The following is a 25,242-nucleotide window of genomic DNA, read 5'->3' as shown; positions in this document are numbered from 1 at the left end:
GCCCCCGCACTCCGGCACGCCCTTACATTACGGGCGTGCCCCCCTCACGCGATCACCTGCTCCCCCCCGACCTGGACGCCTGGCGACACGCCGCCCATCCCCACGGGCGGATCCTCGTCATCGCCCCCACCCGCGCCGCCTGCGAGACCATCGAGCTGGCCCTCGGACTGACCGGGGTGGAGACGCTCCTCGAGCGGCAGCACGGCGCCGAGCTGCGCGCCCTGGCCGCCTCGGGGAAGGGCTTCGGGATCGTGGCCGGCACCGGGACCGGCAAGACGCTCGGCATCCGGCCCATCGCCGAGTCAATCCTGCAGGCGCCGCTGCGGGTGGGGGTGGTGAACCGGGAGCGGGAGGCCACGCCGGAGACGCCGGGCTGGAACGTGGTGATCGTCACCACCGGCATCGCGCGGCGCTGGTTCGAGGACAACCTCATCACCCGGCACGACACCCTGATCGTGGATGAGATCCACCAGACCTCGGCCGAGCTGGAGCTCTGCCTGGCCCTGGGCAAGCGCGCCGGCTGCCGGTTCATCTGGCTCTCGGCCACCGTGGACCCGTCGTTCTACGCCCGCTACCTCGAATCGGCCGAAGTGCTCGAAACCACCGCGTTCGACCCGGCGCTCAAGGCGCGGGTGAAGGTGCTGCCGCAGCGCGCCGACGAGTTCCTCGATGACAAGTTCGTGCGGCACCTGATCCGCGAGAAGCGCGGGGTGGCGGTCTTTGTCCCTACCCGCGCCGAGGTGGAGCAGCTGGCCCGCGGCCTCGGCGAGCGGTGGCCCAGGCTGCACGCCGCGTTCTACCACGGGGGCGAGCCGATCCGGGTGATCCGCCCCTTCCTCGAGGGGGAGGCGCACCGACCCTTCCTGCTGGCCATGACCGCCGCGGGACAGTCGGCGCTGAATATCCGCGGGCTCGACACGGTGGTGATCTACGACGCCCGCTACGCCAACGTGGTGGACCGCGGCCGCAATGTGCTGCACCGGCTCTATCTCGGCGCCAACGAGATCCTGCAGATGGCGGGGCGGGTGCACGGCCGGGTGCCCGACGGCGAGGTGTTCATCCTCTCCGACCGGGAGCTGGTGTTCGAAAAGCTCCGGCCCACGCCCCCCGAGTTCCAGCTCGCCGGCGACGCCGAGCGGGTGGCGGTGACCTGCGCGGCGCTCGGGGTCGACGCGAGCGAGCTCGACCTTCCGGTGCCGATCGACCGGACCGCCTACCGCAAGGCGGTGGCGCTGCTCACCGACCGTGGGCTGATCGAGCAGGGGCGGCTCACCCGCTACGGTCGCGAGGTGGAGGCGATGCCGGTGGAGCGGCACTGGGGCGAGCTGCTGGTGCATGCCAGCGGGCCGCTGGTGCCGGTGGTGGCGGTCTGCGCCAACATCGACTCGCTGCACCGGATGACCCGCGAGGAGCGCGACCTCGAAGGCGCCCGGGTGAACGGCAGCGACCACCTCACCGCCTACAACCTCTTTGCGGAAGCGGTGAACCGGCACGCCCACCTGGGTGAGGTGCACGGCCTGCCGCGGCACCTCTTCGACGAGGCGGGGCTGGCGGAGTGGGCCGAGGCGCGCGGGGTGCTGGTCAAGGCGATCGAGGACATCGCCCTCGGGGCGGCGTCGGTGTACCGCGCGCTCGAGCTGCCGCTGCCGGGGAAGCTGCCCTACGCCGGCCGGGAGCTGCGGGACCTCTGGCTCGAGCTGGTCGCCCGGATCATGCCGTTCGACCTGGTGATCGACGAGCACACCGCCGACGGCCAGGAGGCGCGGGTCTCGCGCAACTCGGTGGCGGGCACATGGGGGGCCGTGGCGGGTGGCCTGCGGTTCTTCGCCGACCGGTTCGGCGTGCCGCGCGCCGCCATCGAGGGGACCACGCTGGGCTACGACCTGATCCGGCGCTGTGCGCGGCGCAGCCGCGCGGAGATCGAGGTGGGCGGGCCGCGCAAGCACCAGGGGCTCGTGGTCCGGCAGCGGCTGGAGTATTTCGGCTTCGAGCTCGACGCGCTGGTGGAACCGCTGGAGGATCCGGTGCCGCCCGAGTTCCGCGAGCCACTGGCGGACGCGCTGGCCGGAATGCTCCTCGCCGGCGAGACGGTGCACCCGAGCCAGGGCCGGATCCGGCGCGCGGCGCAGGAACTGGGCGAGCTATGGCGCCGCTCCGGCGGTACCCTCACGGCCGCCGCCCCGGAGACCATCCGCGCCCGGCTGCGCGAGCGGCTCTCCGGCGTGACCGGATGGCGCGGCTTCCTCGGCACGCCGGTGGAGCTCGACGTCGGCGCCGTGGACGAGGGCACGCGGGCGCGGCTGCTGGAGCTGCCGGGCAGCGCCCGGGTGTTCGGCGACCAGGTGCCGCTGCGCTACGAGGTGACGGCCGCCGGACCGGCCGTCCGCCTGGAACTGCGTGAGGGGCAAGCCCGCCGGCTCCAGCCGGATGACCTGCCGGCGGTGGACCGGCCGCTCGCCTTCGCAGTGGTGCGCGGCAACCGCCCCGCGCTCCACGCCGACACCCTGGACCAGCTCAAGGCGCTGCTGCGCCAGGCCGACCAGCAGGAGAAGCGGGCCCGCTTCAAGCCGCCCCGGCACCGGCGCCGGTGAAGCCCGTCGCCGGCAGCCGGGGGCCGTACCTGGCGCTCATCGTGGTGCAGGTGCTCTTCGCCAGCAACGCCATCGTGGGCCGGCTGGTGCTGGCCACCGTCCCGGCCGGGCTGCTGGTGGGCTGCCGGGTGGTGGGAGCCGCCCTCGCGCTCGGGCTGCTCAACCTGGCCCGCGGCGGCCCCTGGATCCGCGACCGCCGCACCCTGGCCCACGTGGCGCTCTGCGGCCTGCTCGGCGTCACCGGCAACCAGTCGCTCTTTGTCTTCGGGCTGAGCCACACGACCGCGGTGAACGCCACCATCCTCACGACCACCGCCCCCGTCTTCACCGTGCTGGGCGCGCTGCTCCTGGGGCAGGAGCGCCCCTCCGCGGGCAAGCTGTGGGGCATCGGGGTGGCGGGGCTCGGCGCCATCTACCTGGTGGGGCCGGACCGGCTCTCGTTCGCGCCCGGCGTGGCGCTGGGCAACCTGCTGATCCTCCTCGCCATGCTCTGCTACGCCGGCTACTTCCTGCTGTCCAAGCCCTTGCTCCGCCAGCTCGACGCGCTGACGGCCTCCACCTACATCATGGCGTTCGCGATGGTGGGGACCCTGCCGATCGCGGCGCCCTCGCTGCGCGGCGGCGCGGTGGCGGCGGTGACCCCGGGGGCATGGGCGCTGGTGGGGTTCATCGTCCTCTTTCCGACCATCCTGGCCTACCTGCTCAACCTCTGGGCGCTGCGGCGCGTATCACCCCAGACCGTGGCCTCCTTCATCTACCTTCAGCCGCTGCTGGCGGCGTTGGTGGCTCCCTTGGTCCTCCCCGACGAGGGTCTCTCGGGCCGGACCCTGGCGGCGGGGCTCCTGATCTTCGCCGGGCTCGGGCTGGTGATTCACGCCGAGCGGATGGAGGGCGCCGGCCCAGGGGTGGGGGCCGGCATCCCGGAGTAGGGCCGGGGGTGGGTGTCCATGCGAGCCCCCCGCCAGTCGTCACCGGGATGGAAGCAGACTGAAACCCCTTTCCGAACGCTACCGTAGACTCGACCATGCCGGATAACCATACGCCTGCACCCTCCATTTTCTCGCCGCTCGCCAAGGCCCTGCTCGACGGGTTCAGCGAGGGCGTGGTCGTGTTTGATCCGCAGGGGAGGGTCTTGTACGCCAACGCCCAGGCCCGCGACGGACTGGCCGACCTCCTCGATCCCGCCGAGGATGCGCAGAACCTGCTGCCCCGCCTGGCGGCCATGGGCGGCCGGCTGCGGCCCCTGCGCGTGGGCGGGCTGGAGCTCGGGGAGGCGATGTTCGTGCCCGGCGTCGACGGCCCGAGCACCCTCGCCGACCGCGAACGGGATGCCATCGTCCGCACCCTTGACCAGCATGGCTGGAAGCTGGCCGAGACCGCCAAGCACCTCGGGATCAGTCGCACCACGCTGTGGCGCCGGCTCAAGGCCTACGGGCTGCATCGCGACGGCCGCAGCCGCTGGGCCAAGACGGCCACGGGCAGCGAGCCGATCGCCTGACGACCGGCGGGACCCGGGTGGGACACCGAATGGGGCGGGCTCTCGGGCCCGCCCCGCATGCGTCCCGGCCTGAAACCGCGTCAGCGGCGCCACCGTCCGAGCCCCCGTCACCCTTCCGAACCGGTACCACACATGCTGCCGCTCCTGCTGCTGTTGGCCCACGCGCCGGCCGACACGACCCCCTACGCCGACGCCGCCACCGAAGCCCTCGTGGGTCGCGCGATCGCGCGGCACGCGGCGGAGGACGCCGGGGTCGCGGACTACGCGGCCAGGTTTCGCTACCGGCTCTCGTTCGGCATCGGGCGGCGCCGCTGGGCGGCGGTGCCCAACGCCGCCGTGGAGGAACAGGAGGGCCGGGTGGAGTGGGCCCGGCCCAACGACCTGCGGGTGGAGATCCTGGGCCGTCGCGCCGTGGCCAGCAGCAGCAACCTCAAGCTCAACAGCACCTTCGACCAGCCGTGGTTCTTCCCCCGCGGCCTCGGCGACTCCATCCGGGTCTTCGGCAACGACATCCCGCCCCGCGGCGCCCTCCACCCCCTCGCCGCCGATGGTCCCGCGTGGTACCGCTACGAGATCACCGACAGCGTGCAGGTCTCGACCCCCGAGGGGCGGCGGCTGAAGCTGATCGCGGTGCAGGTGATGCCGCGCCGCAAGGGGCCGGCGCTGGTGGCGGGGCGGCTCTGGTTCGACGCCGCCGAGGCCGACCTGGTCCGCTTCACCTTCCGCTTCGTGGGGACCGAGCTGTGGTACGACCCCGACGAGGAGGGGGAGAAGGACGCCCGGCGCATCAACCGGATCGTGAGCCGGATCCTCACCCTCGACGCCGACCTCGAGTACGCGCTGCAGGGGGAGCGGTTCTGGATGCCGTACCGGCAGGTGGTGTCGGGTCGGGTGGAGCTGCCCTGGCTCGGCAGCCTGGTGGTGCCCTTCGAGGCCCGCACCACCTTCGACGACTACGTGCTCAACCGGGGCACGCCGATCGCGTTCACCGTGCCGCTCCCCCCGGAAGGGGGCGACCCGCTCCACCTGGAGGAGCTCGCCCGCCTGCGGCGCGATTCGCTGCGCGAGGACGGCCGGCGGCGGCGCAACGGGGAGGAGATCCCCGAGGATTCGCTGCCGCACACCGAGGCGGGCCGGTGGGAGAACGGCCGCTTCGAGATCCACCGCGCGCCGGGCGACTCGCTCGCGGCCTACGGCGGCTGGGGCGACACGCTCACCCTGGCCGACGACCCGGGGACCGACCGGGTGTTGCGCGACGTCCAGTCCGACCTGGAGCGGCTGACGGTGGACCTGCCGTCCGAGCTCACCGGGCGGCCGCGGCACGGTTTCCTGTGGGAGCGGATTCCCGAGATGATGCGGTACAACCGGGTGCAGGGCGCCGCCCCCGGCTTCGGCTACATGTGGCAGCTGCCGGCCGACCGGTTCACCACGCTCCGGGTGGACGGCCGCTTCGGGTTCGCCGACCAGCGGGTGATGGGCGGGCTCACCGTGGTGCGCGAGGCGCCGGGGGCGCGGTGGACCCTGCGCGGCGTCCGTGACCTCGCCAGCAACGATCCCTTCGGGCGGGGGAACGCCTTCGGCAACAGCCTCAACGCGCTCTTCGCCGGCCACGACGACGCCGACTATCACCTGGTGCACGGGGGATCCCTGCGGCGCGAGGGCGCGCTCGGGACGGGGCTCGAGTTGACCACCACCCTGCGGGTGGAGGACCAGCGCAGCGTGCGGCGCGAGGCCCGGTCATGGCTCAACGACGCCCTGGGCGGCACCGGCCGCTTCCCCCGGAACCCGGCCATCACGGAGGGGACCTACGCCGGCGCCGAGGTGCGGATCGACGGGGGCACGCTCGGGCCACGGTGGAGCCTCGCCGCCGACGTCCTCGGCAACGCGGCGCGCGGCACGGCGCGGCTCCACGGCCAGCTCCGCTGGCCGCTGTGGCGCGGGCGCGCGGTGCCGGTGCTCACCCTGCGCGGGGGCCTCGCCACCGGCGCCCCGCTGCCGCAGCAGGCGTTCCGGCTGGGCGGGCAGCAGACCGTGCGCGGCTTCGACTACGCCACGCGGGGCGGGCAGGCGCTGTGGGCGGCCCAGCTCGACCTGCCGCTGCGGCGCGGGAGCCTCCGGCCGGTGGTGTTCGTGGATGCCGGCCAGTCGGCCCGGGCGGTCGACCTCTTCGGCTCGCGGGTGCTCGCGGGCGGCGGGGCGGGGCTGGCGCTGCTCGGGGACCTGCTGCGCTTCGACCTGAGCCACCCGATCAGTCGCGGCGGCGACGGGCTGCGCTTCGACCTGGTGGTGCGGAGCCTGTTCTAGCCGGCGGGCTTACCCGCGCCCGGACCCCCGGATAGCTTCGGTCCATGCTCCTCTCCCGGACCAGCGAGTATGCGCTCCAGGCCCTGATCCACCTGGCGGTGCAGCCGACGGGTCAGCCGGTGCTCAACCGCGACGTCGCGCGCCACCTCGGCCTGCCCGCTCCCTACCTCACCAAGATCCTGAAGGGGCTGGTGCAGCGCGGCCTGGTGCAGTCGCACAAGGGCCGCGGCGGCGGCTACGCGATCCAGCGAGCCGCCCTCGACGTCACGGTCCGTGAGGTCGTGGAGCTGGTCGAGGGGCCGTCGGTGTTCCAGGGGTGCCTGCTGGGCCTCAAGGTGTGCGCCGACGCCACCGCGTGCCCGGTGCATCACGCATGGGCGCCCCTGAAGGCCAGCATGCTGGGGCTGCTCGACCGGCGTACCGTCGGCTCCATGGCGGACGCGGTGCGCGCCGGGAAGTACCGGCTGGTGCCGCCGCCGGGGGGAGCGGCGCCGCGCCGCCGGGGGGCGGGGCACGCGGGGAAGCGTCGCGGGCATTCTAAAGGGATCTAACGGTCTTTTGACCTCGTCTTCATACTCGCTTCAGCCGCGCCCGGCAAGTTCCGCTCAACCTTTCTTCCCTGGAGCGGATATGCGTGGTGTGCGCGTCGGCCTTACCCTCGGTCTTGCCCTGCTCGGTGCCGCCAGTGTGCAGGCGCAGGAGCATCACCCCTGGCTCATCCGGGCCCGCGGCGTCGTGATCGCCCCGAGCGCCTCCAGCAAGCCGAAGGGGCTCGACGTCAACACCAACGCGACGATGGAAGTGGACATCGGGCGGATGCTGACCCCGCACCTCTCGATCGAGCTGATCCTGGCGACGTCCGGGCACGAGGTGAAGGCCGGCAACACCAGCCTCGGCAGCGCCAACGTCCTGCCCCCGACCCTGCTGCTGCAGTTCCGCCCGCTGGCCAGCGGCGCCTCGCCGTACATCGGCGCGGGCGTGAACATGACCTATTTCTACGGGCAGTCCGGCGGCCTGCAGGACCTCGACCTGACCACCAGCATCGGCTACGCCGGCCAGGCCGGGATCGACATCCCGCTGGGCGGCCGGGGCTCGTTCAACCTCGACGCCAAGTACGTGTACATCAAGACGGACGTGAAGTCCGGCAGCACCAAGGTCTATGAACTGAAGATCAACCCGCTGGTGATCGGCGCGGGCTTCGGGTACCGCTTCTAGTCCCTCCCGCATCGCCCACGGCGCCCGTCGGGCTTGACGCCCGGCGGGCGCGGTGGCCGATCATGACACCGACGCCGCTCCCCTTCCGCCGGCCGACCCGTCCCCCCTAGGTTCCCGGCCATGCGTCCGGCCTCCCTCCCCGCGGCATCCCTCGCGCTCCTGATCGCCTGCACCGCCTGCCAGTCCGACGCCCCGTCCGGCGCTCGCCTCGAGGCGAGCTGGACCGCGACCGACACCAACCTCGCCGCCGGGAAGCTCGCGGCCGGCGCCCAGTCCGCCTGGTGCCCGGTGGCCGCGCGGCTGGAGGTCACGGCGGTCCGGGAGGACCAGGGGCTGGGCCTGGCGCTCTATCCGGAGCAGGCGATCGGTCCCGGCAGCTACCCGGTGTTCGACCCGGGGATCGACACCCTCACCCCGCGCCCCGGGGCGGCGGGGGCGCTGCGCTGGTTCACCGAGCAACGGCTCGAGGCGTTCCAGAGCGACTCCGGCACGGTGGAGCTCACCGCCGCCGGCGAGGGCTTCGATGCCCGGTTCGGGCTGCGGCTGGTCTCCCTGGACCGGCCCGAAACGCTGCGGGTGACCGGCACCGCCACGGGCCTGGTGGCGGGTCCCTGCCCGGTCGACTCGATCCCGCCCACCGCGCCGCGCACCGACTCGGCGGCCGCGCTGGATTCCGCCACCGCCCGGACCGCCGTGCCCCGCCGCCGGGCGGAGGGTCGCCCGGCCGCCGATGAGTTGCTGCCGGCCGACACCGCCCGCCGCGGCGCGGTGCCGCGGGCGCCGTCGGCGCAGTAGCTTCCCTCGCATGACCGCCTCGTACTTCCGGAAGGGCTTCGGGCTCAAGGCCGCGATCGAGGGCCAGCTCACCGCCGACTACTCGAGCGCGGTGGTCGACGCCTTCCGGGCGGGCGACTACCGGCTGGGCGCCGGCCCGCTCGAGTTCCGGCTGGCGCGCGAGTTCGGCTTCTGCTACGGGGTGGATCGCGCGGTCGAGTACGCCTACGAGACCCGCACCAAGTTCCCCGACCGGCGCCTCTTCCTGGTGGGCGAGATCATCCACAACCCGCACGTCAACGCCAAGCTCACCGCCATGGGCATCACCATCCTGGCGCGCGCGGCCGACGGCGGCTTCGACTTCAGCCCGGTGGGGCCCGCCGACGTGGTGATCCTCCCCGCGTTCGGGGTGACGGTGCAGGACTTCGCCCGGCTGCGCGAGATCGGCGCGGTGCTGGTGGACACCACCTGCGGCTCGGTGCTCAACGTCTGGAAGCGGGTGGAGGCTTACGCCCGCGACGGCTATACCGCGCTGATCCACGGCAAGTACTTCCACGAGGAGACCCGGGCCACGGCGAGCCAGGTGACCAAGTACCCCGGCGGCCGCTACCTGGTGGTCTTCGACATGGACGAGGCGCGGCTGGTCTGCGACTTCATCGAGGGCCGCGGCGACGAGGCGGCGCTGGCCGGGCGCTTTGCGCACGCCATGTCGCCGGGGTTCGACTTTGCCCGGGACCTGGTGCGGGTGGGACTCGCCAACCAGACCACGATGCTCTCGGGCGAGTCGATGGCGATCGCCAACGAGGTGCGGGCCAGCATGGGCCGCCGCTACGGCCAGGACACCCTGGGCGAGCACTTCCGCACCTTCGACACCATCTGCTCCGCCACCCAGGAGCGCCAGGACGCGGTGCTCAGGCTGCTCGAGGAGCCGCTCGACCTGATGCTGGTGGTGGGCGGCTACAACTCGAGCAACACCACCCACCTCGCCGCGCTGTGCCGCGAGCGGGGGGTGCGCACCTACCATATCGAGGACGCGACCTCCATCGACGTCGCCACCGGCGGGCTGCGGCACCAGCCGCGCATCAAGGCCGCCGAGGAGCAGGTGGCGCCGGGGTGGCTCACCGGGGCGCGACGCATCGGGATCACCGCCGGCGCCTCGACGCCCAACAACAAGATCGGCGAGACGGTGCTGCGCCTCTGCGCCGTGGCGGGCGTGGAGCCGGACCTCCCCGCCTGAGCCCCGCCCCGGGGCGCGGACGCCTCCCATGCCCTACCGTCAGCTGACCGTCGCGGGCCTCCCCGCCGTGGCGCTGTACAACGACACCCTCGAGCTCATCGCCGTCCCCGGCGCCGGGGCGCGGATCACCAACCTGCGCCGCCGCGCCGGGCGCGAGTGGCTGTGGCGGAACCCGCGCCTCCCCCTCCGCCTGCCCGCCGATCCGCCGCCGGACGGCCCCACCGCGTACGTCGACGGCTACGACAGCGGCGGATGGGATGAGTGCTTCCCCACCATCCAGCCCGGCCGCACCGCCGACGGCCGCATCCTCCCCGACCACGGCGACCTCTGGGGCGCGCGCTGGCGGCACGACCTGCTCGCCTCGGCCGAGGCCACCAGCTGGCGCAGCACCACCACCACCCGGAGCGTGGCGGCGGAGTTCTCCCGCGAGGTGAGTGTCGGCGCCGATGGCGTGGCGAGCGTGAGCTTCCGCTACCTGCTGCGCGGGCAGGAGCCCGCGCCGGTCCCCTACTTCTGGTCGGCCCATCCGCTGTTCGGCATCCAGCCGGGCACCCGCCTCACGATCCCGGGAGTGTCGCGGGCACGGGTGGCATCGGTGCACGGCCGCGACGACTGGCGTGTCGGGGAGGAGATCCCCTGGCCGGTCGGGGGCGCGGAGGGGTTCACCGTGCCGGAGACGGGCGGCTGGGCCGCCATGCTCCTGGTCACGCCGCCACGCGACGCCGCGGTGGAACTGCGCGACCCGACCCGCGGGGAAACGCTTGCCATGCATTGGGATGCGGCGGAGATCCCGGCGATCGGGCTGTGGCTCAACTGTGGCGGCTGGGCCCCCACAGGGGAGCCGTACTGGAACCTCGCGGTGGAACCCTGCCTGGCCCTGACCACCGCGATTGCCCCCGGGCAGCCGGGGGCGGAACTGGCCCCGATCCTGCCCCCACATGGGGAGCGGAGCTGGGGTCTTACGGTCACTCTTCGGGACTGATCGCGCTGGCGGACCCGGCCCCCGGGTGGTACGTTTGCCACCCTTTTTCCAGCCTCACGGACCGGGAGCGGATCAGTGGCGCGCACGCGGAGCGATGCGTACGAGGTCGTGCAGGCGGCGATTCGTGCCATGCCGGAGGTGACGACCAAGCGGATGTTCGGGGCGGAGGCGTTCTTCACCCACGGCCGCATGTTCGCCTTCCTGTTCGACGAAGCGATCGTGCTCAAGCTCCCGGAGGCCGAGCGACAGGCGGTGCTCGACACCCGCGCCGCGCGGCCGTTCCTCACCGGCGAACAGGCGCCCTTCGGCCGCTGGGTCGAGGCCTCGGTGCACGGCAGCCACGCCGCCAGCCGCGCCATCTCCCTCGCCGCCTCCGCCCACGCGCTGGCCCAGAGCCCGGTCGAGGAAGGTCCCCGCAAGCGTCGCGCGGTGGTGCGCCGCCGCAGCCCGGCCCGCCGCGCCTCCGCCTAGCTCCGCGCCGTTGGGCCACGCCCCCTGGCCCAGGCGCGCCGAACCCCTTCTCCACCATGCGTGGGGGAGGGGTTCTTCCTTTGAAGCGGGAAGCGGGAAGCGGGAAGCGGGAAGCGGGAAGCGGGAAGCGGGAAGCGGGAAGCGGGAAGCGGGAAGCGGGAAGCGGGAAGCGGGAAGCGGGAAGCGGGAAGCGGGAAGAGGGAAGAGGGAAGAGGGAAGAGAGAAGGGGGAATCGGGAAAGGGGAAAGAAGCAACGGGAGGGGGAAAAGAGGTGGGGGAGTGGGGACGGGCGTTACTTCACGAGCAGGGCGGCGATGGCGGCGATGGTCTTGGGCGCGCTCCCCTCGGCGCGGTTGTTCACCAGCACGTAGGCGGGGATGCGGAGTTCGGTGGCCATGCGGATGAGCCGCGCCACGTCGGCGCGGAGCTCGGGGTTCTGGTCCCGGATCTCGTGGTAGGGCGCGAAGGCGTCCACCGCGTCGTTGTAGGTGCGGCCGGGCCGCAGCAGCACCCGCGCCACCGTGAACGGCGCGCTCATGCTGCCCGGCAGGTCGAGCTGCTCGCCGATGGCGGGCATCCGGGTCCAGCTGTTGAAGACGTGGGCCACGTTGTGCTCCCGCAGCACCGCGAAGTAGGGCGGCACCAGGTACTCCTGGTTGCGGAGCTCGACGGCGTAGGGCACCTCGCGCGGCAGCCGGGAGAAGAACCGGTCGAGCAGGTCGGCGAAGGCCTGGCCGGTGAGCTTCGCCGAGCGGGCGATGGTCTGGAATTCGAAGACGAACGGCCCCAGGTGATCACTGAAGTGCTCCAGGCAGGGGCCGAGCACCTCCGCCGTGAACAGCTCGGCGTTGAGGAAGTCGGGGTTGGCCTCGCCCCCCTGCGTCTTGTAGCGCGCCTTGGGCAGGGTGTGGACCGTGATCCGGTCCCACACCTTGCTCACGCAGCGGAAGCCGGGGGGCAGGGCCCGCGCGTAGCTCTCGAGGACCTTCGGGCTGGCGGGGTTGTAGAAGGTGGAGTCGATGCCCACCGTCCGGAACAGCGGATAGCGGGCGTACTCCTCGAGCATCCGGGCCGCCGCGCCGGTCTTGGGATAGTCCCGCTCGTAGACCAGCCCCTTCCAGCCGGGGTAGTTCCACGACGAGGTACCGAACAGCGCCTGCGGTGGCAGGCGGTCGGCGAGGTCCTGCAGGTCGGCACGGTCAGGGGCGTCGGACATGGGCGCGGAGGAGGGGTGCAGAGAACCTAACCCCCGCGCCGCCGCCCGTCAGCGGGCCACGATCCGGTGCACCCCGCCCCCCTGGGTGAGGATGTACAGCTCCCCCCGCGCATCCTCACCGAAGCTGGTGATGTTCCCCCCGGGCTCGAGCTCTGGCCGGTCGAGCCGTGCGGTGGCCCCCCCACCCGACCAGCGGAAGCTCCGCACCCAGCCGTTGCAGTAGTCGGCGTAGAGGTAGGTGCCCTGGAGCGACGCGATGTCCTGGCCGCGGTACACGTAGCCGCCGGTCACCGAGCAGCCCTGCCCATGGCTGTAGTCCAGCACCGGCAGCGTCAGGCCCGCCGGGTTGCAGGGGGTGGCGTCGGGGTAGCAGTGGGTGCCTTCCATGGTGTTCCAGCCGTAGTTCTCGCCGCCGGTGCTGGCCGCCGGCGTCACGTCGATCTCCTCGTAGTCTCCCTGGCCCACGTCGCCGATGTAGAGGTCGCCGGTCACGCGGTCGAAGCTCCAGCGCCACGGATTGCGCAGGCCGTAGTTCCACAGCTCCTGCCGGAACGCGGTGCTTCCGTGGTACGGGTTGGTGCCGGGAACCGTGTAGGTGGCGCCGCTCACGTCGAGCCGGAGCATGGAGCCGAGCAACTCGTCGCGCCGCTGGCCGTGGCCGTCGGGGTCGCCGCCGCTGCCGCCATCGCCGAGGCCGTAGTAGAGGTAGTTGTCGGGCCCGAACGCGATGCCGCCGCCGTTGTGGTTGGAGTAGGGCTGCGGCACCTCGAGGATGGTGACGCCCGAGGCCTCATCGGCCACGTCGGGATCGCCGGAGGCGGTGTAGCGGGCCAGGCGGCTGTCGCCGTTCTGGCGGGTGTAGCTCACATAGAACCGGCCGGTGGCGGAGTAGTCGGGGGCGAAGGCCAGGCCCAGCAGCCCCTGCTCGTTCCCGGTGCTCAGGGAGTCGTGCAGGTTGAGGAATGGCGTGGCCAGGACCGTGCCGTTCTTGATGATCCGGATGGCGCCGCTCTGCTCCACCACGAACAGCCGCGTGGTGTCGCCGGGGGGCGCCGTCAGGAAGATGGGGTTGTCGAACCCGGAGGCGATGGTATCGAGGCCGAGTGCCGGTTCGTTGCCCGTCACGGTGAGGGTCACCGAGGCGTGGCCGGTGAGGCCGGCGGTGTCGGTGGCGCTCAGGGTGATCGTGTGGTGGCCCGGGGTGAGGGTGCTGAGCACCACGCTGTCGCCGGCGCCGAGGGCCCCGTCGATGGTGCTCGACCAGAGCAGCGCGCTGTCGGCGATGGTCGCGCCGTCGTCATCCACGGCCCCCCCGGCGAAGAGCACCGCGGTGCTCTCCGCCACGCTCGCGTTGTCGGCGGGGCTGGTGATGGTGACCACCGGCGCGTTCGGGTCGGGCCCCGGGCGCGGATCGGTGGAGGAACAGGCCACGGCGATGGCCAGCAGGCCCGTGAGGGCGGATGGGAACATGCGACGCATCGGGATAGGGACCACCATGGGATGCCGCGCGTGGGACGGAAGTTGCCTGAAGACTAGCATAGGCTCCGCCCGGCCGCGCGGCTGGTGACGGCCCTCACCCCGGGGTGCGTCGAGGGACCCCGGGGTCCCGCCCCGTCAGCGGACCGGCCGGAACAGCAGGTCCTGGTAGTCGAAGCTGAAGTCGGTCGAGGGGAGCACCGGCGCCATCGTCATGCGCTCGATGGAGCCGTCGGGCGCCCGCGCAAAGGTGATGAGCGCGGCGGCGGTCATCGCCTTGCTGTTGCTGGCCACCTGGAAGCTGGTGTGCTCGTTCACCTTCTCGGGGCGGCCGACGGTGCGGACGCCCCAGCCCTGCTGGAACACCACCTTGCCGTCCCGGACTACCGCGATGGCGGCGCCCGGCTGGTGGAACTGCTGCAGGATGCGGGTGATGCTCGCGTCGAGCTCCTTCGGGGCGGCCTGGGCGGGGAGCCCGGTGGCCAGGAGCAGGGCGGCCAGGCCGAGGAATCCGGGCGCGGTCCGGCGACGTAGCATGGGAGCACACCTCAACGAGGATCGGATGACCCGCTGGAGCACCACCGCCGCCCTGGCCGCCACCCTGCTGGCCGGCCCACTCACCGGCCAGGACCGGTTTGACCACAGCCCCTTCGACGGCCTGCTGCGCGCGCACGTGCGCGAGGGGATCGTGGACTACGCCGCCTTCCGCGCCGCGCCCGCGTTCCCGCAGTATCTGGCCCAGCTGGCGGCCTTCGACCCGGCGCCGCTGCCGCGGGAGGAGCAGCTGGCGTTCTGGATCAACGCCTACAACGCCTACACGATCCAGCTGATCCTGGCGCACGACGAGACGCGGTCCATCCGGAACATCAACAAGACCGGCGGCATCATCAAGGGCTATGGCCCCTGGACCGAGAAGCTGGCGGTCGTGGGCGGGACGGCGTACGGCCTGGACCACATCGAGCAGAAGATCATCCGCCCCACGTACCAGGAACCCCGGATCCACTTTGCCCTGGTCTGCGCGGCCATGGGGTGCCCGCCGCTCCGGAGTGAAGCGTACAGCGGCGCCCGGCTCGAGGAGCAGCTCGAGGACCAGGGGCGGACCTTCCTCCGCGGCTCCCCCGCCAAGAACCGGGTGGAGCTGGCCACGCGGTCCGTGTACGTGAGCCAGGTCTTCAAGTTCCGGGACTACGCGAAGGACTTCGGCGGGAGCAGGGAGGCCGTGGCGCGGTTCATCGCCCGGTGGTACGAGCCCGGCCCGGAACGGGACCTGCTCGAGGGCGGTGCCTGGAAGACGTTCGAGTACACCGACTACGACTGGACCCTCAACAGCGTGGAGCAGGCGGCCCGCCTCGCCGCCGGCCGGCGCTAGGCCGCGGGCTGGGCCGCGGCCCCGCCTAGCAGCACGCCCCGGCCGCCGGGGCCTCCCCGCCGGATTCGGCGAAGGGCAGGCTGGTCCCGCACCCGGCAAAGATGCCGTAGTGGCGGGTGGTATCGCCGAAGCAGCTGAACCACCGGGCCAGCCGGGTCTCGGCCAGCATCCGCCAGCTGTTGCCGCACACGGGGACGATCTTCCCGGCCTCGAAGGGATGGTGCCCATCCAGGTGCACCAGCGCCTCGGCGCCGGGGATCCCGCCATGGTACCGCACCGCCTGGCCGTAGTCCTCGCAGGCGGGCTCGAGGCCCTCCAGCTTGAACAGCCGCCAGGTCGCGGCATAGAAGCGGGCCGGCGCCAGCCGGGCGGCAATCCGATCGTCCCTGATGCCGAGTCGGCGGCTGGTCACCAGCCGCGGATCGCCGAAGCCGGCCGCGCGGGCCAGGGCCAGGAAGTCGTTCCAGTACAGCGCCCCGGCGAGGCACTCGCCCACCAGCTCGGGGTCATCGAGCAGGGCGCGGGGCAGGCGGCGGTCGGCGTAGACGTCGGAGAAGTAGAACTCGCCGCCGGCACGCAGCAGGCGGTGCACCTGCCGGAAGGCCGCGCCCTTGTCGCGCAGCAGGTTGAAGACGCAGTTCGACACCGCCACGTCCACGCTGCCCGCCTCGAGCGGCAGGGTCGCCAGGTGGTCGAGGTCGTGCTCCACGAAGGCGACGTTTCCCCTGGCATACCCGAAGCGCTCCCGGTGCCACTCCAGGTGGCGGCGCGCCACGGCGAGCTGCTCGCGCGTGGCGTCCACGCCGATCACCCGGCCGCCCTCGCCCACCAGTTGCGCCAGGGTATACGCATCGCGCCCGGCGCCGGAGCCCAGGTCGAGGATGGTGGCGCCCTCAATGGCCTCGGGGGCCACCAGGCCGCAGCCGTAATAGCGTTCCAGCACCTCGGGGTGCACCCGCGCCAGCGCGGCCGCCAGGCGTGGCGCGGGCGACTCGGCGGTGGTGCAGGCGTCGGTGCGGAGGTCCGCGGAGGAGCGGAGCCGGGCGCCGTAGTAGGCCTGCACCTGCTCCAGGCGCTCGGGGGTGGCGACGTCGGTCATCAGCGGAAGATCCGGAACCAGGTGGAAAAGAGGCGGCGCACGGTGGGCGTCAGCTTGCCGCGACGCCAGGCGTCGGCGGCCTTGCGGAGGATCTCACCGCGCGTGGGGTAGGGGTGCATGGTCCGGCCGATGGCGCCGAGGCCCAGCCCGCTGGTCATGGCCAGGGTCACCTCGCCGATCAGGTCGCCGGCGTCGGCGCCCACGATCGTGGCACCGAGGATCCGGTCGCTGCCACGCGCCAGGACGACCTTGGCGAAACCCCGCGTCTCATCCTCGAGCACCGCCCGGTCGAGGTGCTCCACCCCGACCTGGACCACGTCGTGTGCCACCCCCTGGGCGGTGGCCTCGGCCGCGGTGAGTCCCACCTGCGCCACCTCGGGGGAGGTATAGCTGCACCAGGGGGTCACCAGCCGGCTGGCGCGGGCACGGCCAAAGAAGAGGGCGTTCTGCACCACCAGCCGCGCCTGGAAATCGGCGCTGTGGGTGAACTGGAACCGGGAGCAGACATCCCCGACGGCGTAGACCGCGGGGTTGGTGGTGCGGAGCCGGTCGTCAACGGTGATGCCGGTCGGCGTGGCGGCGATCCCCGCCTGGTCCAGCCCGAGCCCCTCCAGGTTGGGGCGGCGGCCCGCGGCGACGAGGACCTGGTCCACCGCCAGCCGCAGTGGGCCGCCGGGGTGCTCCAGGGACAGCTCACGCCAGTCGCCGACCCGCGCGACCCCGAGGACCCTGGCGGAGGTGACGAGGTGGATGCCCTCGCTCACGAGCTGGTCGGCGAGGAGGGCGGCGGCGTCTTCGTCGTCACGGGGGAGGAGGCGGGGCGCGGCGTCGACGAGGGTGACCTCGGCGCCGAAGCGGCGGAACGCCTGGGCCAGCTCGCAGCCGATCGGGCCGCCGCCGATGACCGCGAGGCGGCGGGGCAGGGTGGTGAGGGTGAAGACGGTCTCGTTGGTGAGGAAGCCCGCCTCGGCCAGGCCCGGGATCGGCGGCACGCCGGCGCGGGCGCCGGTGGCGATCACCGCGCGGCGGAAGCGGAGGACGTGGTCACCGACCGCGACGGTGTCGCGTCCGGTGAACCGCCCCTCGCCGAGGAAGACGTCCACGCCGAGCGCGCGGAAGCGGGCCGCGCCGTCGATCGGGGAGAGGCCAGCGCGGAGCCGGCGCATCCGTTCCATCGCCGCCGCGAAGTCCCCGGGCCCGCTGACCACGGGCCCGCCGAACCGCGCCGCGGCCTCGCGGGCGCCGTGCCACGCGCGGGCCGCGCTGATGACCGCCTTGGAGGGCACGCAGCCGACGTTGAGGCAGTCCCCGCCCATCAGGTGCCGCTCCACCAGCGCCACCTTGGCGCCGAGCCCGGCGGCGGCGGCTGCGGTGACGAGGCCGCCGGTGCCGGCGCCGATCACCACCAGGTGATAGCGATCCTTCGGGATGGGGTTCCGCCAGTCGCGCGGGTGGACCTGCGCGGTGAGGGCGTCGTCGTGCAGGTCGCCGCTGAGCAGCTGGGCGGTCATGCGCCGGCCTCCGCGAGGGCGCGGCGGGCGGTGCGGGTGACGAGCACCGTCACCCCGATCGTGGCGGCCAGGCCAAGGGCCAGCACGGCGTAGTGGCCGGCGCCCCGGGCGGGGGCGGCGCCGCTGGCCAGCGCGGCGACGTCGCCCGCGACCTTGCCGTAGTACACGTAGAGGATGGTGCCGGGCAGCATGCCGAGGGAGGCCACGAGGTAGTCCACGAAGCGCACGGTGGTGAGGCCGAGGCCGTAGTTGAGCAGGTTGAAGGGGAACACCGGGGAGAGCCGCAGCAGGAAGACGATGCGGCGGCCATCGCGCCCGATGGCCCGGTCGATGGCGGCGAAGCGCGGGTTGGCCGCGACGGCCTGCGCCACCCGCGCCCGCGCCACGTAGCGGGCAATGAGGAACGCGAGCGAGCCGCCCAGGGTGGCGCCCAGGAGCACCACGACGACGCCCCGTCCCAGGCCGAAGGCGGCCCCGGCGGCCAGGGTGAGCAGCGAGCCGGGAATGAACGCCACCACCGCCGCGGCGTACGCCAGCATGAACACCACCGGCGCGAGCGGGCCGAGGGCGGTGACCCGGGCCACGAAGGCGGGGATCAGCCCCGCGAGCTGGCGGCCGCCGAGCACCAGCACGGCGAGCCCGGCGGCCACGAGCGCCACGCGGAGGAGGAGCGTACGGCGGCCGGGCTCAGCCATCGAGCGCGCCGCCGCAGCTCGAGCCGCCACCGGCGGTGCAGCCGAAGCAGTGGGGCGCCACGGCGACGCGGCGCCCGGCGAGCGCGGCCGCCTCGAACTCGAAGATGGTGCGCGGCACCCGCGACTCCACCGGCAGGTCGAGCTGCTGGTTGAAGTCGCAATCGTAGAGCCGGCCGTCCCAGCCCACGGAGAGGGTGGTGCGGCACATCACGCCGGCCGCGGCGGCGGGGTTGAAGGCCTGCGCCAGCCGGGCCAGGTATGCCTCGGTTTGCTGGCGCTCGTCGAGGTGCTCGAGGAACCGGCTCACCGGCATGTTGGTGATGGTGAAAAGATGGGTGAACACCACCCCGTGCTGCCGGCCCAGCCGCTCGCGCCACTCCCGCTCCGCCGCCGCCTGCGCCGGCGGCAGGAACGCCCCCACGGGGTTGGTGACGAGGTTGAGCACCAGCCCCGTTCCCGGCTGGCCGTAGCCCAGCGCGTTGAGCTCCTGCAGGGCCGCGATGGACTCCTCGAACACCCCGTCGCCACGCTGGGTGTCGGTCTGGCGCGCCTGGTAGTACGGCAGCGACGCCACGATCTCCACCTGGTGCTCGGCCAGGAAGGCCGGCAGGTAGCGGTAGTTGGGCAGCCGGGTGATCGTCAGGTTGCAGCGGTCGATCACCCGGCGCCCGAGCCCGCGCGCGGTGGTCACCAGGCGGCGGAAGGCGGGGTGCAGCTCCGGCGCGCCCCCGGTGATGTCGAGCGTGGGGATCGGATGGTCCCGCAGGACGGCGAGGCAGGCCTCCAGCACGTCGTCGGGCATCATCTCGGTGCGGTCGGGCCCGGCGTCCACGTGGCAGTGCCGGCAGGTCTGGTTGCACTTCTTGCCCACGTTCACCTGCAGGATGTCGATCCCGGTGGGCTGCAGCGGCCACAGGCCGGCGCCGTCGAGCGCGCGGGGAAAGCTCCGCTCCAGGCGCACCGCGTGGAGCCGCGCCAGCTGCGCGGCGCCCGTCGCCAGCGGGTGCTGCTGCTTCTGGAGCGTGGGAAGCACGGTCACGGCTGCATGCCCAGCTGGTGGAGGTGGTTCCGCATCTGCACCCCGTGGACCAGCGAGGCGCCGCCCCGGATGGCCGCCGCCACGTGCACCGCCTCGGTCATCTGTTCCTCGTTGGAGCCGTGCTCCAGGGACGCGGTGCTGTAGGCGTCGATGCAGTAGGGGCACTGCACCGCATGCGCCACTGCCAGCGCGATCAGCGCCTTCTCCCGCTGGGAGAGCGCCCCCTCCGCGAAGACCGCGCTGTACCAGCCGAGGAACTTCTGCCACAGCTCGGGATTGCCCTGGCCCACCTCCGCGAAGCGGGCCAGGTCGGGGGCATGGTAGTAATGCTGGTGATCGGTCATGGCTCGGTGCTCGTGCGTGATGAGGTACGTGGGCCAGCGCGATTCGGATCTCCGGGCCGCTCAGTCGCCCCGGAGGGGCGGAGGCAGCAACAGCCTTGCCGGCCACCCGTAGGAATGCACCAGGGAGGTGGAACGTTCGGTGGCGTCCACCAGCGGCAGCCCCGCGATGGCCCAGCCGAAGATCCCGCCTTCGAGGCTTCGGACGTCGGCCCAGCCCTGGCGCTCGAGGTCCCGGGCCAGGCGGCTGCTGCGGTAGCCCACCGAACAGTAGACCACCGCGGCGGTGCCCGGGGTCGGGGGCGAGGGGATCACCGCCCCGGCCTCGACATCCAGCAACCGGGCGCCGGGCAGGTGGCTCACCGCAAACTCCGCCGCGCGGCGGGCATCGAAGACCACCGGCGGGGTGCTGCTCGCGAGGGCCCGCGTCAGTGCGTCCGGCGTGACCGTGGCCGTGCCGGGGAAGCCGAGCCGGAGCAGGCCCAGGGTGAGCCACCAGGCGAGCGGGCGGCCGCCCAGCGAGAGCGCCACCAGGGCGATCGCCAGCCCCGCGCCCCACGCCGCCCGGCGGGTCATCTCATCCCGCCGGGGCGGCCACCGGGGCCTCCCCGCGCGACCGGCTCAGCTCCGCGTAGTACGCCTCCCGCACCCCCATGGTGTTCACCTCGCACATCGGCACCAGCCTGCCGTGGACCGGCACATGGAAGACGCACAGGTCCAGCCGCTCCCGGCCCCGCGGGGTGTCCACCTCCGCCCGGCTCATGAAGTGGTGGCTCACGATCACCAGCGAGCGGAGCCGCGCCCGCCGCCGCAGCAGGCGCCACAGGAACCGGAGCGGGTGCGCCGGGTCCGCCTGCCGGGCCAGCAGCCGCAGGTAGGGGCCGAGGCCTCCCAGCACAAAGCGCGGCTCCCGCGCGGCCAGCGCCACCATCCGGACGGCTTTCTCCAGCGGTGTATCGAGCCGGAAGCTCACCCCGCCGAAGCGTTCGAGGAAGCCGTCGTAGAAGCGCGCGCTCGCCTCCCCCTCGGTGCGGGCGGGGTGGAAGGCGGGCGCGCGCCCCTGGTCGCAAGACACCATGCCGGGAAGGTAGCGGGTGCAGTCGGGGTGCCCCACGTGGACGTATGATCGTTCCAGCCACTCCACCTGCTCCGCGGAGCCGCCGAGCCCCTCGGCGATCTTCCGCCACAGCGCCTCGACGCTGACCCCGCCGCCCAGCCCCTCGACGGTGCGCCCCACCTGGGCCACCGGCTGGAAACTCACCAGCCGGAAGATGTCGGCGTTGTGGGTGAGCCAGCGGATGACGGCCGGCACGCCGGCGAGGTTGTCGGCGGTGACCGTCATGGTGGTGGCCGGCCGGAGGGGGCGGCCGGTGGTCCGGGCCACCGCGCGCAGCATCCGGGCGAACTCCTCCCGGAGCGGCATCAGCGCTTCTTCGGTCCGCGCGTGGCGGTAGTCCTCGCCCAGCCGGCCGCGCTGGGTGGTGTCGATGTGGATGCTCACCTCGACCAGCCCGCCCTCCAGCACCAGCCGCTCCAGGAGGCCGGGCCGGCGGCGGAAGGCGTCGCCATGGGTCATGAGCATGGGGATGAGGCCGAGCGAGCGAGCGTAGCGCAGCAGCTCGATCACCTCGTCCACGGGGCGGAGGGTGACTTCGCCATCGGTGAGCTGCAGGTTGCCGGCGTTGCCCAGGGTGGGGCGGAGGGCCCGCATCTGGGCCTTGATCTCCGCGAGCGGGGCCGGGGGGATCCGGTTGGCCTCCTCGCCGAGGTAGCACCCCACGCAGGCGAAGTCGCAGCGGGGCATGGCGCCGATGGTGGCGCCGCAGCCGTTGCCGCCGCGACCGAGCATCTGGCGGGGACCCTGCAGCGGGACCGGCACGCGGGCCCGCGACCGGGCGAGGTTCTGCCGGGTCTCCTCGAGGATCGGTTCCCTCAGGATGCGCCACAGCGACATGCGGACTCCGGGAGGGGGAGGGGGCCCGGGAGGGCTCTCGGGTACTCTCCGGATACGCCGCCGGGCGTGGTTTGGATCCCTGGGTGCCCTGCCTATGGGCTCCGCGGTCGCAGCCGCTCCAGCCGGTCGAGGCTGGTGATGGTCAGCGTCACCGCGCCGAACTCCTGTTCCACCTTGCCGCGGAAGACGAACGGCCCCTGGTCGAACAGCACGTGGCCCCGCTTTCTGTATATGTCGGGGAAGAGCACGGCCTCGATCAGCCCGGCGCCGTCGTCGAAGGTGGCGAACTCCATCGGCTCGTCCTTGACGGTGGAGACCGGCTTGGCGGTGGTGAGCAGCCCGGCGCAGAGCACGCTGTGCCCCACGTGCTCCGCCAGGCTGGTGCTGGGGGTGATCCGGAGCCGGGCGAGCAGGTCGCGGTAGAGCGCCATCGGGTGGCTGTCGGTGGTGAAGCCGAGCAGGGCGTACTCGGTCTGCCGGCGGCGGTCGGGGGTGTACTCCTTCAGGGTGGGGATGGCGGGCCGGGAAGGGGAAGCGGGAAGCGGGAACCGGACATTGCCCGCTCCGCTTCCCGTTTCCCGCTTCCCGCTTCCCGCTGTTCACTGTCGATCGCCCACAGCAGCATCGGCCGGGACATCCCCCCGCGATGGTGTCGCAGGCGCCCACCTGCACCAGCAGCCGGAGGTCGTCGGGCGTGATGCCGGTGCGGGCGCGGAGGTCGTCGAGGGAGGTGAAGGGGGGCCGGCGCGTCGGGGCTGGCCGATGGGCCGGCCGGCTCCGGCAGCACCGAGACCACCCCGCCGCCGCCCCGGTGCGGTGGTGCCTCCGCCGAACGGCCCATCGGCCCCGCTTCCCGCTTCCCGTTTCCCGCTTCCCCTTTCGCCGTCTCGATCCGCTCCACCGCATCAGCCGACAGCCCCTTGATGAACTGGAACCCGATCCGCACCTCGCGGCCGCCCCCGGTGGTGCGGAAGCGGCTGGCGTTGACGTCAGGGGGCCGGACGGTGAGGCCCATGCGCATGGCCTCCGCCACGTACGCGAACGGCCGGTAGAACCCCCCGCCGTTGGCGAGCACCGCCGCCATGAACTCGGCGGGATAGTGGGCCCGCAGGTAGCAGGAGTGCTGCGCCACCTTGATGTAGGAGCAGGAGTGCCCCTTGCAGAAGCTGTAGCCGGCAAAGGAGAGCACCATCTCCCACACCTTCGTGGCGGTGTCCGGGTCGCGGCCCAGCCGCGCGGCGCCGGCGAAGAACTCCGCCGCGTACGCCGCCAGCGCCTTCACCGGCCGCTTCTTGGAGAGCGCCTTGCGCACCCCGTCGCCGGTGGCGAGCGGCAGCCCCGCGAAGGCGGCGCAGACGTTCACCACGTCCTCCTGGTAGACCATCACCCCGAAGGTCTCGGCCAGGGTGTCCTGCAGCGACGGGTCGAGCGGCTGGTAGGGCGCGCCGTGCAGCCGCTCCAGGTACACCCGGATGAAGCGGTTGGAGGCGGGGCGGATGATGCTGGTGTTGAGCACCAGCAGCTCGAAGCTCTCCGCCCGCGACTTGGCGCACAACAGCCGCGAGGCCGGGCTCTCGGTGTAGAAGACGCCCATGGTCTGGCCGGTGCGGAAGAGGGCGCGGGTGGCCGCGTCGTCGTCGGGGTCGTCGGCGGTGTAGTCGATCCGCCGCCCGGTGTGGACCCGCACCTCGGCGATGGCGTCGCGGATCACCGCCAGCGAGCGGTTGCCCAGCAGGTCGATCTTCACCAGCCCCGCGTCCTCCGCGCCGTCCTTCTCGAACTGGATCACCGGCACCGCGAGGTCGGGGTGACCGTCGAGCCGCTTGGCCGCCGGCTCCAGCGGCACGTAGTCGGTGAGCGCCTGCGGCACGATCACCACCCCGCCGGGGTGCAGCGAGAGGTGCCGCGGCGTGCCCACCAGCGGCTCCGCCGCCCGCGCCAGCTCCTGCCACACCGCCGGGAGGTTGAGCCCCTGGAAGTTGGGATGGGTGGCGAGCAGCTGGCCGATGGACTCGTCCTCGCTGAACCAGGGGAAGCGGCGGGTGACCTCGCGGATCTCGCCCGGCGGACGGCCGTACACCTTGGCCACCTCGCGCAGCGCGCCGCGCAGCCGGAAGCAGTTGTGGTTGGCCACCATGGCCGCGCGGGGCCGGGGATAGCGGCGGAACACCCAGGCCAGGATCTGGTCGCGCTCGTCCCACGGGAAGTCGAGGTCGATGTCGGGCGGGTCCTTCCGCTCCGGGTTGAGGAAGCGCTCGAACAGGAGCCCGGCGCCCAGCGGATCGACGTGGGTGATGCCGAGGCAGTAGCTCACGATCGAGTTGGCCACCGAGCCGCGGCCGCAGTGGGTGGGGCCGTGCTGCACGATGTCGTGCACCACCAGGAAGTAGTCGGCGAACCCCTTCTGCGCGATGATCGTGAGCTCGTGCTCCAGCCGGTCGCGGGTGATCGGCGCCACCATCCCGTAGCGCCGCTCCGCCCCCCGCCACGCCAGCGCCCGCAGCCGCAGCAGCGCGTCGGTCGTGTCCGCGAACCGCGGCGCCACCACCCGCGCCCCCACCGGGATCCGGTACCCGCACCGCTCGGCCAGCTCCTCCGCCCGCAGCATCGCGTCGGGCCGGTCGGGGAAGTGCCGCGCCAGGTCGTCGGCGGGGCGGAGCCAGTCGGACGGTAAGGCGGTAGGGCGGTAGGGCGGTAACGTGCCCTCGCCACTGGTACCGCCGTACCGCCGTACCGCCGTACCGTCTTCGTCCTCCTCCAGCCCCGCGTTCCGCGCGATCGCCACCCGCAGCCGGTGCCGGGCCCAGTCCTCCGCGTTGGCGAACATCACCCCGCCGGTGACCACGCACGAGAGGCCGAGCCGCTGGGCCGCCGCGAGGACGGCGTGCCGATGCTTCCCGGGCCGCAGCTCGCCGTAGACATCCACCGGGCCGGAGCGGCGGACCAGGTCCTCCAGGAAGGCGATGTCCTGGGAGAGGAGCAGGAGGCCGGCGCGGTCGGTGGCGAGGAGCGCCGACAGGTCCCGGGAAACGGGAAGCGGGAAGCGGGAAGCGGAACTGCCTCGCGGCAAGGGTTCCGCGCCCCGATTGGCGGGCGTCCCCGTTTCCCGTTTCCCGTTTCCCGCTTCCCGGTGCTCATCGGTCCAGTGGATGTGCGTGATGGCCCGGCACAGCGCCGCCCATCCCCGCTCGTCGGTGGCCAGGGCCACGACCTCCTGCCCGCCGTGCACCAGGTGCGCGCCGTGGATGGGCCGGAGGCCGTGGGCCAGCGCCGCCTGCTGGAACTCCACCGCGCCGTAGACGCCGTTGGTGTCGGTGCAGGCCAGCGCCGTGAAGCCGCGCGCCGCCGCCTGCCGCGCCAGGACCTCGGGACTCGAGACCCCGGCGCCGAAGGAAAACCAGGAGTGGACGTGGAGGTGGGTGAACATCGGAACCACGGGAAGCGGGAAGACACCGGGAAACGGGAAGCGG

Annotated in this window: 23 protein-coding genes; 11 read left to right on the top strand and 12 right to left on the bottom strand. The window is 72.9% G+C overall.

Annotation, left to right across the window (positions count from 1 at the left end):
- Window positions 1-35 precede the first annotated feature (35 nt).
- The 10 genes from IPJ95_19525 to IPJ95_19480 all read left to right on the top strand — a co-directional run bounded on the left by IPJ95_19525 (window position 36) and on the right by IPJ95_19480 (window position 11,072).
- Window positions 36-2,591 (top strand): DEAD/DEAH box helicase, encoded by a 2,556-nt coding sequence (locus IPJ95_19525; GenBank protein MBK7925795.1) that lies wholly within the window; start codon window positions 36-38, stop codon window positions 2,589-2,591.
- Window positions 2,588-3,520, top strand: coding sequence for a DMT family transporter (locus IPJ95_19520; protein MBK7925794.1), 933 nt, complete (start codon window positions 2,588-2,590; stop codon window positions 3,518-3,520). The genes IPJ95_19525 and IPJ95_19520 overlap by 4 nt, the downstream gene beginning before the upstream one ends.
- A gap of 95 nt (window positions 3,521-3,615) precedes the next feature.
- Entirely contained in the window at window positions 3,616-4,089 is a 474-nt protein-coding gene (locus IPJ95_19515) for a helix-turn-helix domain-containing protein (protein ID MBK7925793.1), read from the top strand.
- Window positions 4,090-4,221: 132 nt separating this feature from the next.
- Window positions 4,222-6,393, top strand: coding sequence for a hypothetical protein (locus tag IPJ95_19510; protein MBK7925792.1), 2,172 nt, complete (start codon window positions 4,222-4,224; stop codon window positions 6,391-6,393).
- A 44-nt stretch (window positions 6,394-6,437) separates the two neighbouring features.
- Window positions 6,438-6,944: an Rrf2 family transcriptional regulator gene (locus IPJ95_19505; GenBank protein MBK7925791.1), complete on the top strand. Its 507-nt coding sequence runs from the start codon at window positions 6,438-6,440 to the stop codon at window positions 6,942-6,944.
- Window positions 6,945-7,023: 79 nt separating this feature from the next.
- The gene (locus tag IPJ95_19500; GenBank protein ID MBK7925790.1) at window positions 7,024-7,608 is read left to right on the top strand and encodes an OmpW family protein; all 585 of its coding nucleotides are present in this window, start codon (window positions 7,024-7,026) and stop codon (window positions 7,606-7,608) included.
- A gap of 120 nt (window positions 7,609-7,728) precedes the next feature.
- Window positions 7,729-8,403, top strand: coding sequence for a hypothetical protein (locus IPJ95_19495; GenBank protein MBK7925789.1), 675 nt, complete (start codon window positions 7,729-7,731; stop codon window positions 8,401-8,403).
- A gap of 10 nt (window positions 8,404-8,413) precedes the next feature.
- Window positions 8,414-9,619, top strand: coding sequence for a 4-hydroxy-3-methylbut-2-enyl diphosphate reductase (locus IPJ95_19490; GenBank protein ID MBK7925788.1), 1,206 nt, complete (start codon window positions 8,414-8,416; stop codon window positions 9,617-9,619).
- A 28-nt stretch (window positions 9,620-9,647) separates the two neighbouring features.
- The gene (locus tag IPJ95_19485; protein MBK7925787.1) at window positions 9,648-10,601 is read left to right on the top strand and encodes a hypothetical protein; all 954 of its coding nucleotides are present in this window, start codon (window positions 9,648-9,650) and stop codon (window positions 10,599-10,601) included.
- A 75-nt stretch (window positions 10,602-10,676) separates the two neighbouring features.
- The gene (locus IPJ95_19480; GenBank protein ID MBK7925786.1) at window positions 10,677-11,072 is read left to right on the top strand and encodes a TfoX/Sxy family protein; all 396 of its coding nucleotides are present in this window, start codon (window positions 10,677-10,679) and stop codon (window positions 11,070-11,072) included.
- A gap of 292 nt (window positions 11,073-11,364) precedes the next feature.
- On the opposite strand, the gene IPJ95_19475 is transcribed toward IPJ95_19480, so the two are convergent.
- The 3 genes from IPJ95_19475 to IPJ95_19465 form a co-directional block, all read right to left on the bottom strand.
- Window positions 11,365-12,288 carry a DUF72 domain-containing protein gene (locus tag IPJ95_19475; GenBank protein MBK7925785.1) on the bottom strand — a complete coding sequence of 308 codons (924 nt, stop codon included), beginning with the start codon at window positions 12,286-12,288 and terminating at the stop codon, window positions 11,365-11,367.
- 48 nt (window positions 12,289-12,336) lie between these two features.
- Window positions 12,337-13,758 (bottom strand): PQQ-dependent sugar dehydrogenase, encoded by a 1,422-nt coding sequence (locus IPJ95_19470; protein MBK7925784.1) that lies wholly within the window; start codon window positions 13,756-13,758, stop codon window positions 12,337-12,339.
- Between the two features lie 144 nt (window positions 13,759-13,902).
- Complete coding sequence (locus IPJ95_19465; GenBank protein ID MBK7925783.1) at window positions 13,903-14,301, bottom strand: beta-lactamase family protein; 399 nt, start codon at window positions 14,299-14,301, stop codon at window positions 13,903-13,905.
- A gap of 25 nt (window positions 14,302-14,326) precedes the next feature.
- Here IPJ95_19465 and IPJ95_19460 point away from each other — a divergent pair, with 25 nt between their 5' ends.
- Window positions 14,327-15,133: a DUF547 domain-containing protein gene (locus IPJ95_19460; protein MBK7925782.1), complete on the top strand. Its 807-nt coding sequence runs from the start codon at window positions 14,327-14,329 to the stop codon at window positions 15,131-15,133.
- 25 nt (window positions 15,134-15,158) lie between these two features.
- Here the strand turns inward: IPJ95_19460 and IPJ95_19455 are convergent, their stop codons facing one another.
- The 9 genes from IPJ95_19455 to IPJ95_19415 form a co-directional block, all read right to left on the bottom strand.
- Window positions 15,159-16,232, bottom strand: a complete 1,074-nt coding sequence (locus IPJ95_19455) for a methyltransferase domain-containing protein (protein ID MBK7925781.1) — start codon at window positions 16,230-16,232, stop codon at window positions 15,159-15,161.
- Complete coding sequence (locus IPJ95_19450) at window positions 16,232-17,743, bottom strand: mercuric reductase (protein MBK7925780.1); 1,512 nt, start codon at window positions 17,741-17,743, stop codon at window positions 16,232-16,234. The genes IPJ95_19455 and IPJ95_19450 overlap by 1 nt, the downstream gene beginning before the upstream one ends.
- Window positions 17,740-18,438, bottom strand: coding sequence for a TVP38/TMEM64 family protein (locus tag IPJ95_19445; GenBank protein ID MBK7925779.1), 699 nt, complete (start codon window positions 18,436-18,438; stop codon window positions 17,740-17,742). Before IPJ95_19445 ends, IPJ95_19450 begins: the two co-directional genes overlap by 4 nt.
- Window positions 18,431-19,471 carry an arsenosugar biosynthesis radical SAM protein ArsS gene (gene arsS / locus IPJ95_19440; GenBank protein ID MBK7925778.1) on the bottom strand — a complete coding sequence of 347 codons (1,041 nt, stop codon included), beginning with the start codon at window positions 19,469-19,471 and terminating at the stop codon, window positions 18,431-18,433. The genes IPJ95_19445 and arsS overlap by 8 nt, the downstream gene beginning before the upstream one ends.
- A 2-nt stretch (window positions 19,472-19,473) precedes the next feature.
- The gene (locus IPJ95_19435; protein ID MBK7925777.1) at window positions 19,474-19,821 is read right to left on the bottom strand and encodes a carboxymuconolactone decarboxylase family protein; all 348 of its coding nucleotides are present in this window, start codon (window positions 19,819-19,821) and stop codon (window positions 19,474-19,476) included.
- 60 nt (window positions 19,822-19,881) lie between these two features.
- Window positions 19,882-20,394 carry a rhodanese-like domain-containing protein gene (locus tag IPJ95_19430; GenBank protein ID MBK7925776.1) on the bottom strand — a complete coding sequence of 171 codons (513 nt, stop codon included), beginning with the start codon at window positions 20,392-20,394 and terminating at the stop codon, window positions 19,882-19,884.
- A gap of 1 nt (window position 20,395) precedes the next feature.
- Window positions 20,396-21,772 (bottom strand): radical SAM protein, encoded by a 1,377-nt coding sequence (locus tag IPJ95_19425; protein MBK7925775.1) that lies wholly within the window; start codon window positions 21,770-21,772, stop codon window positions 20,396-20,398.
- A 92-nt stretch (window positions 21,773-21,864) separates the two neighbouring features.
- Entirely contained in the window at window positions 21,865-22,203 is a 339-nt protein-coding gene (locus IPJ95_19420; protein ID MBK7925774.1) for a hypothetical protein, read from the bottom strand.
- Between the two features lie 71 nt (window positions 22,204-22,274).
- Entirely contained in the window at window positions 22,275-25,199 is a 2,925-nt protein-coding gene (locus tag IPJ95_19415) for a DNA polymerase III subunit alpha (GenBank protein MBK7925773.1), read from the bottom strand.
- Window positions 25,200-25,242: the final 43 nt, after the last annotated feature.

The organism is Gemmatimonadota bacterium (assembly GCA_016713785.1).
Lineage (GTDB): Bacteria > Gemmatimonadota > Gemmatimonadetes > Gemmatimonadales > GWC2-71-9 > JADJOM01.
The sequence above is the reverse complement of the archived record's forward strand: the minus strand, read 5'-3'. Positions and strand labels throughout refer to the sequence as shown.

Excerpts from the sequence above, each read along its gene's own strand:
- IPJ95_19515 (MBK7925793.1), top strand. The coding sequence starts at position 3,616 with ATGCCGGATAACCATACGCCTGCACCCTCCATTTTCTCGCCGCTCGCC.
- IPJ95_19510 (MBK7925792.1), top strand. The coding sequence starts at position 4,222 with ATGCTGCCGCTCCTGCTGCTGTTGGCCCACGCGCCGGCCGACACGACC.
- IPJ95_19505 (MBK7925791.1), top strand. The coding sequence starts at position 6,438 with ATGCTCCTCTCCCGGACCAGCGAGTATGCGCTCCAGGCCCTGATCCAC.
- IPJ95_19500 (MBK7925790.1), top strand. The coding sequence starts at position 7,024 with ATGCGTGGTGTGCGCGTCGGCCTTACCCTCGGTCTTGCCCTGCTCGGT.
- IPJ95_19495 (MBK7925789.1), top strand. The coding sequence starts at position 7,729 with ATGCGTCCGGCCTCCCTCCCCGCGGCATCCCTCGCGCTCCTGATCGCC.
- IPJ95_19490 (MBK7925788.1), top strand. The coding sequence starts at position 8,414 with ATGACCGCCTCGTACTTCCGGAAGGGCTTCGGGCTCAAGGCCGCGATC.
- IPJ95_19485 (MBK7925787.1), top strand. The coding sequence starts at position 9,648 with ATGCCCTACCGTCAGCTGACCGTCGCGGGCCTCCCCGCCGTGGCGCTG.
- IPJ95_19475 (MBK7925785.1), bottom strand. The coding sequence starts at position 12,288 with ATGTCCGACGCCCCTGACCGTGCCGACCTGCAGGACCTCGCCGACCGC.
- IPJ95_19470 (MBK7925784.1), bottom strand. The coding sequence starts at position 13,758 with ATGTTCCCATCCGCCCTCACGGGCCTGCTGGCCATCGCCGTGGCCTGT.
- IPJ95_19465 (MBK7925783.1), bottom strand. The coding sequence starts at position 14,301 with ATGCTACGTCGCCGGACCGCGCCCGGATTCCTCGGCCTGGCCGCCCTG.
- IPJ95_19460 (MBK7925782.1), top strand. The coding sequence starts at position 14,327 with ATGACCCGCTGGAGCACCACCGCCGCCCTGGCCGCCACCCTGCTGGCC.
- IPJ95_19455 (MBK7925781.1), bottom strand. The coding sequence starts at position 16,232 with ATGACCGACGTCGCCACCCCCGAGCGCCTGGAGCAGGTGCAGGCCTAC.
- IPJ95_19450 (MBK7925780.1), bottom strand. The coding sequence starts at position 17,743 with ATGACCGCCCAGCTGCTCAGCGGCGACCTGCACGACGACGCCCTCACC.
- IPJ95_19445 (MBK7925779.1), bottom strand. The coding sequence starts at position 18,438 with ATGGCTGAGCCCGGCCGCCGTACGCTCCTCCTCCGCGTGGCGCTCGTG.
- IPJ95_19435 (MBK7925777.1), bottom strand. The coding sequence starts at position 19,821 with ATGACCGATCACCAGCATTACTACCATGCCCCCGACCTGGCCCGCTTC.
- IPJ95_19430 (MBK7925776.1), bottom strand. The coding sequence starts at position 20,394 with ATGACCCGCCGGGCGGCGTGGGGCGCGGGGCTGGCGATCGCCCTGGTG.
- IPJ95_19425 (MBK7925775.1), bottom strand. The coding sequence starts at position 21,772 with ATGTCGCTGTGGCGCATCCTGAGGGAACCGATCCTCGAGGAGACCCGG.
- IPJ95_19420 (MBK7925774.1), bottom strand. The coding sequence starts at position 22,203 with ATGGCGCTCTACCGCGACCTGCTCGCCCGGCTCCGGATCACCCCCAGC.
- IPJ95_19415 (MBK7925773.1), bottom strand. The coding sequence starts at position 25,199 with ATGTTCACCCACCTCCACGTCCACTCCTGGTTTTCCTTCGGCGCCGGG.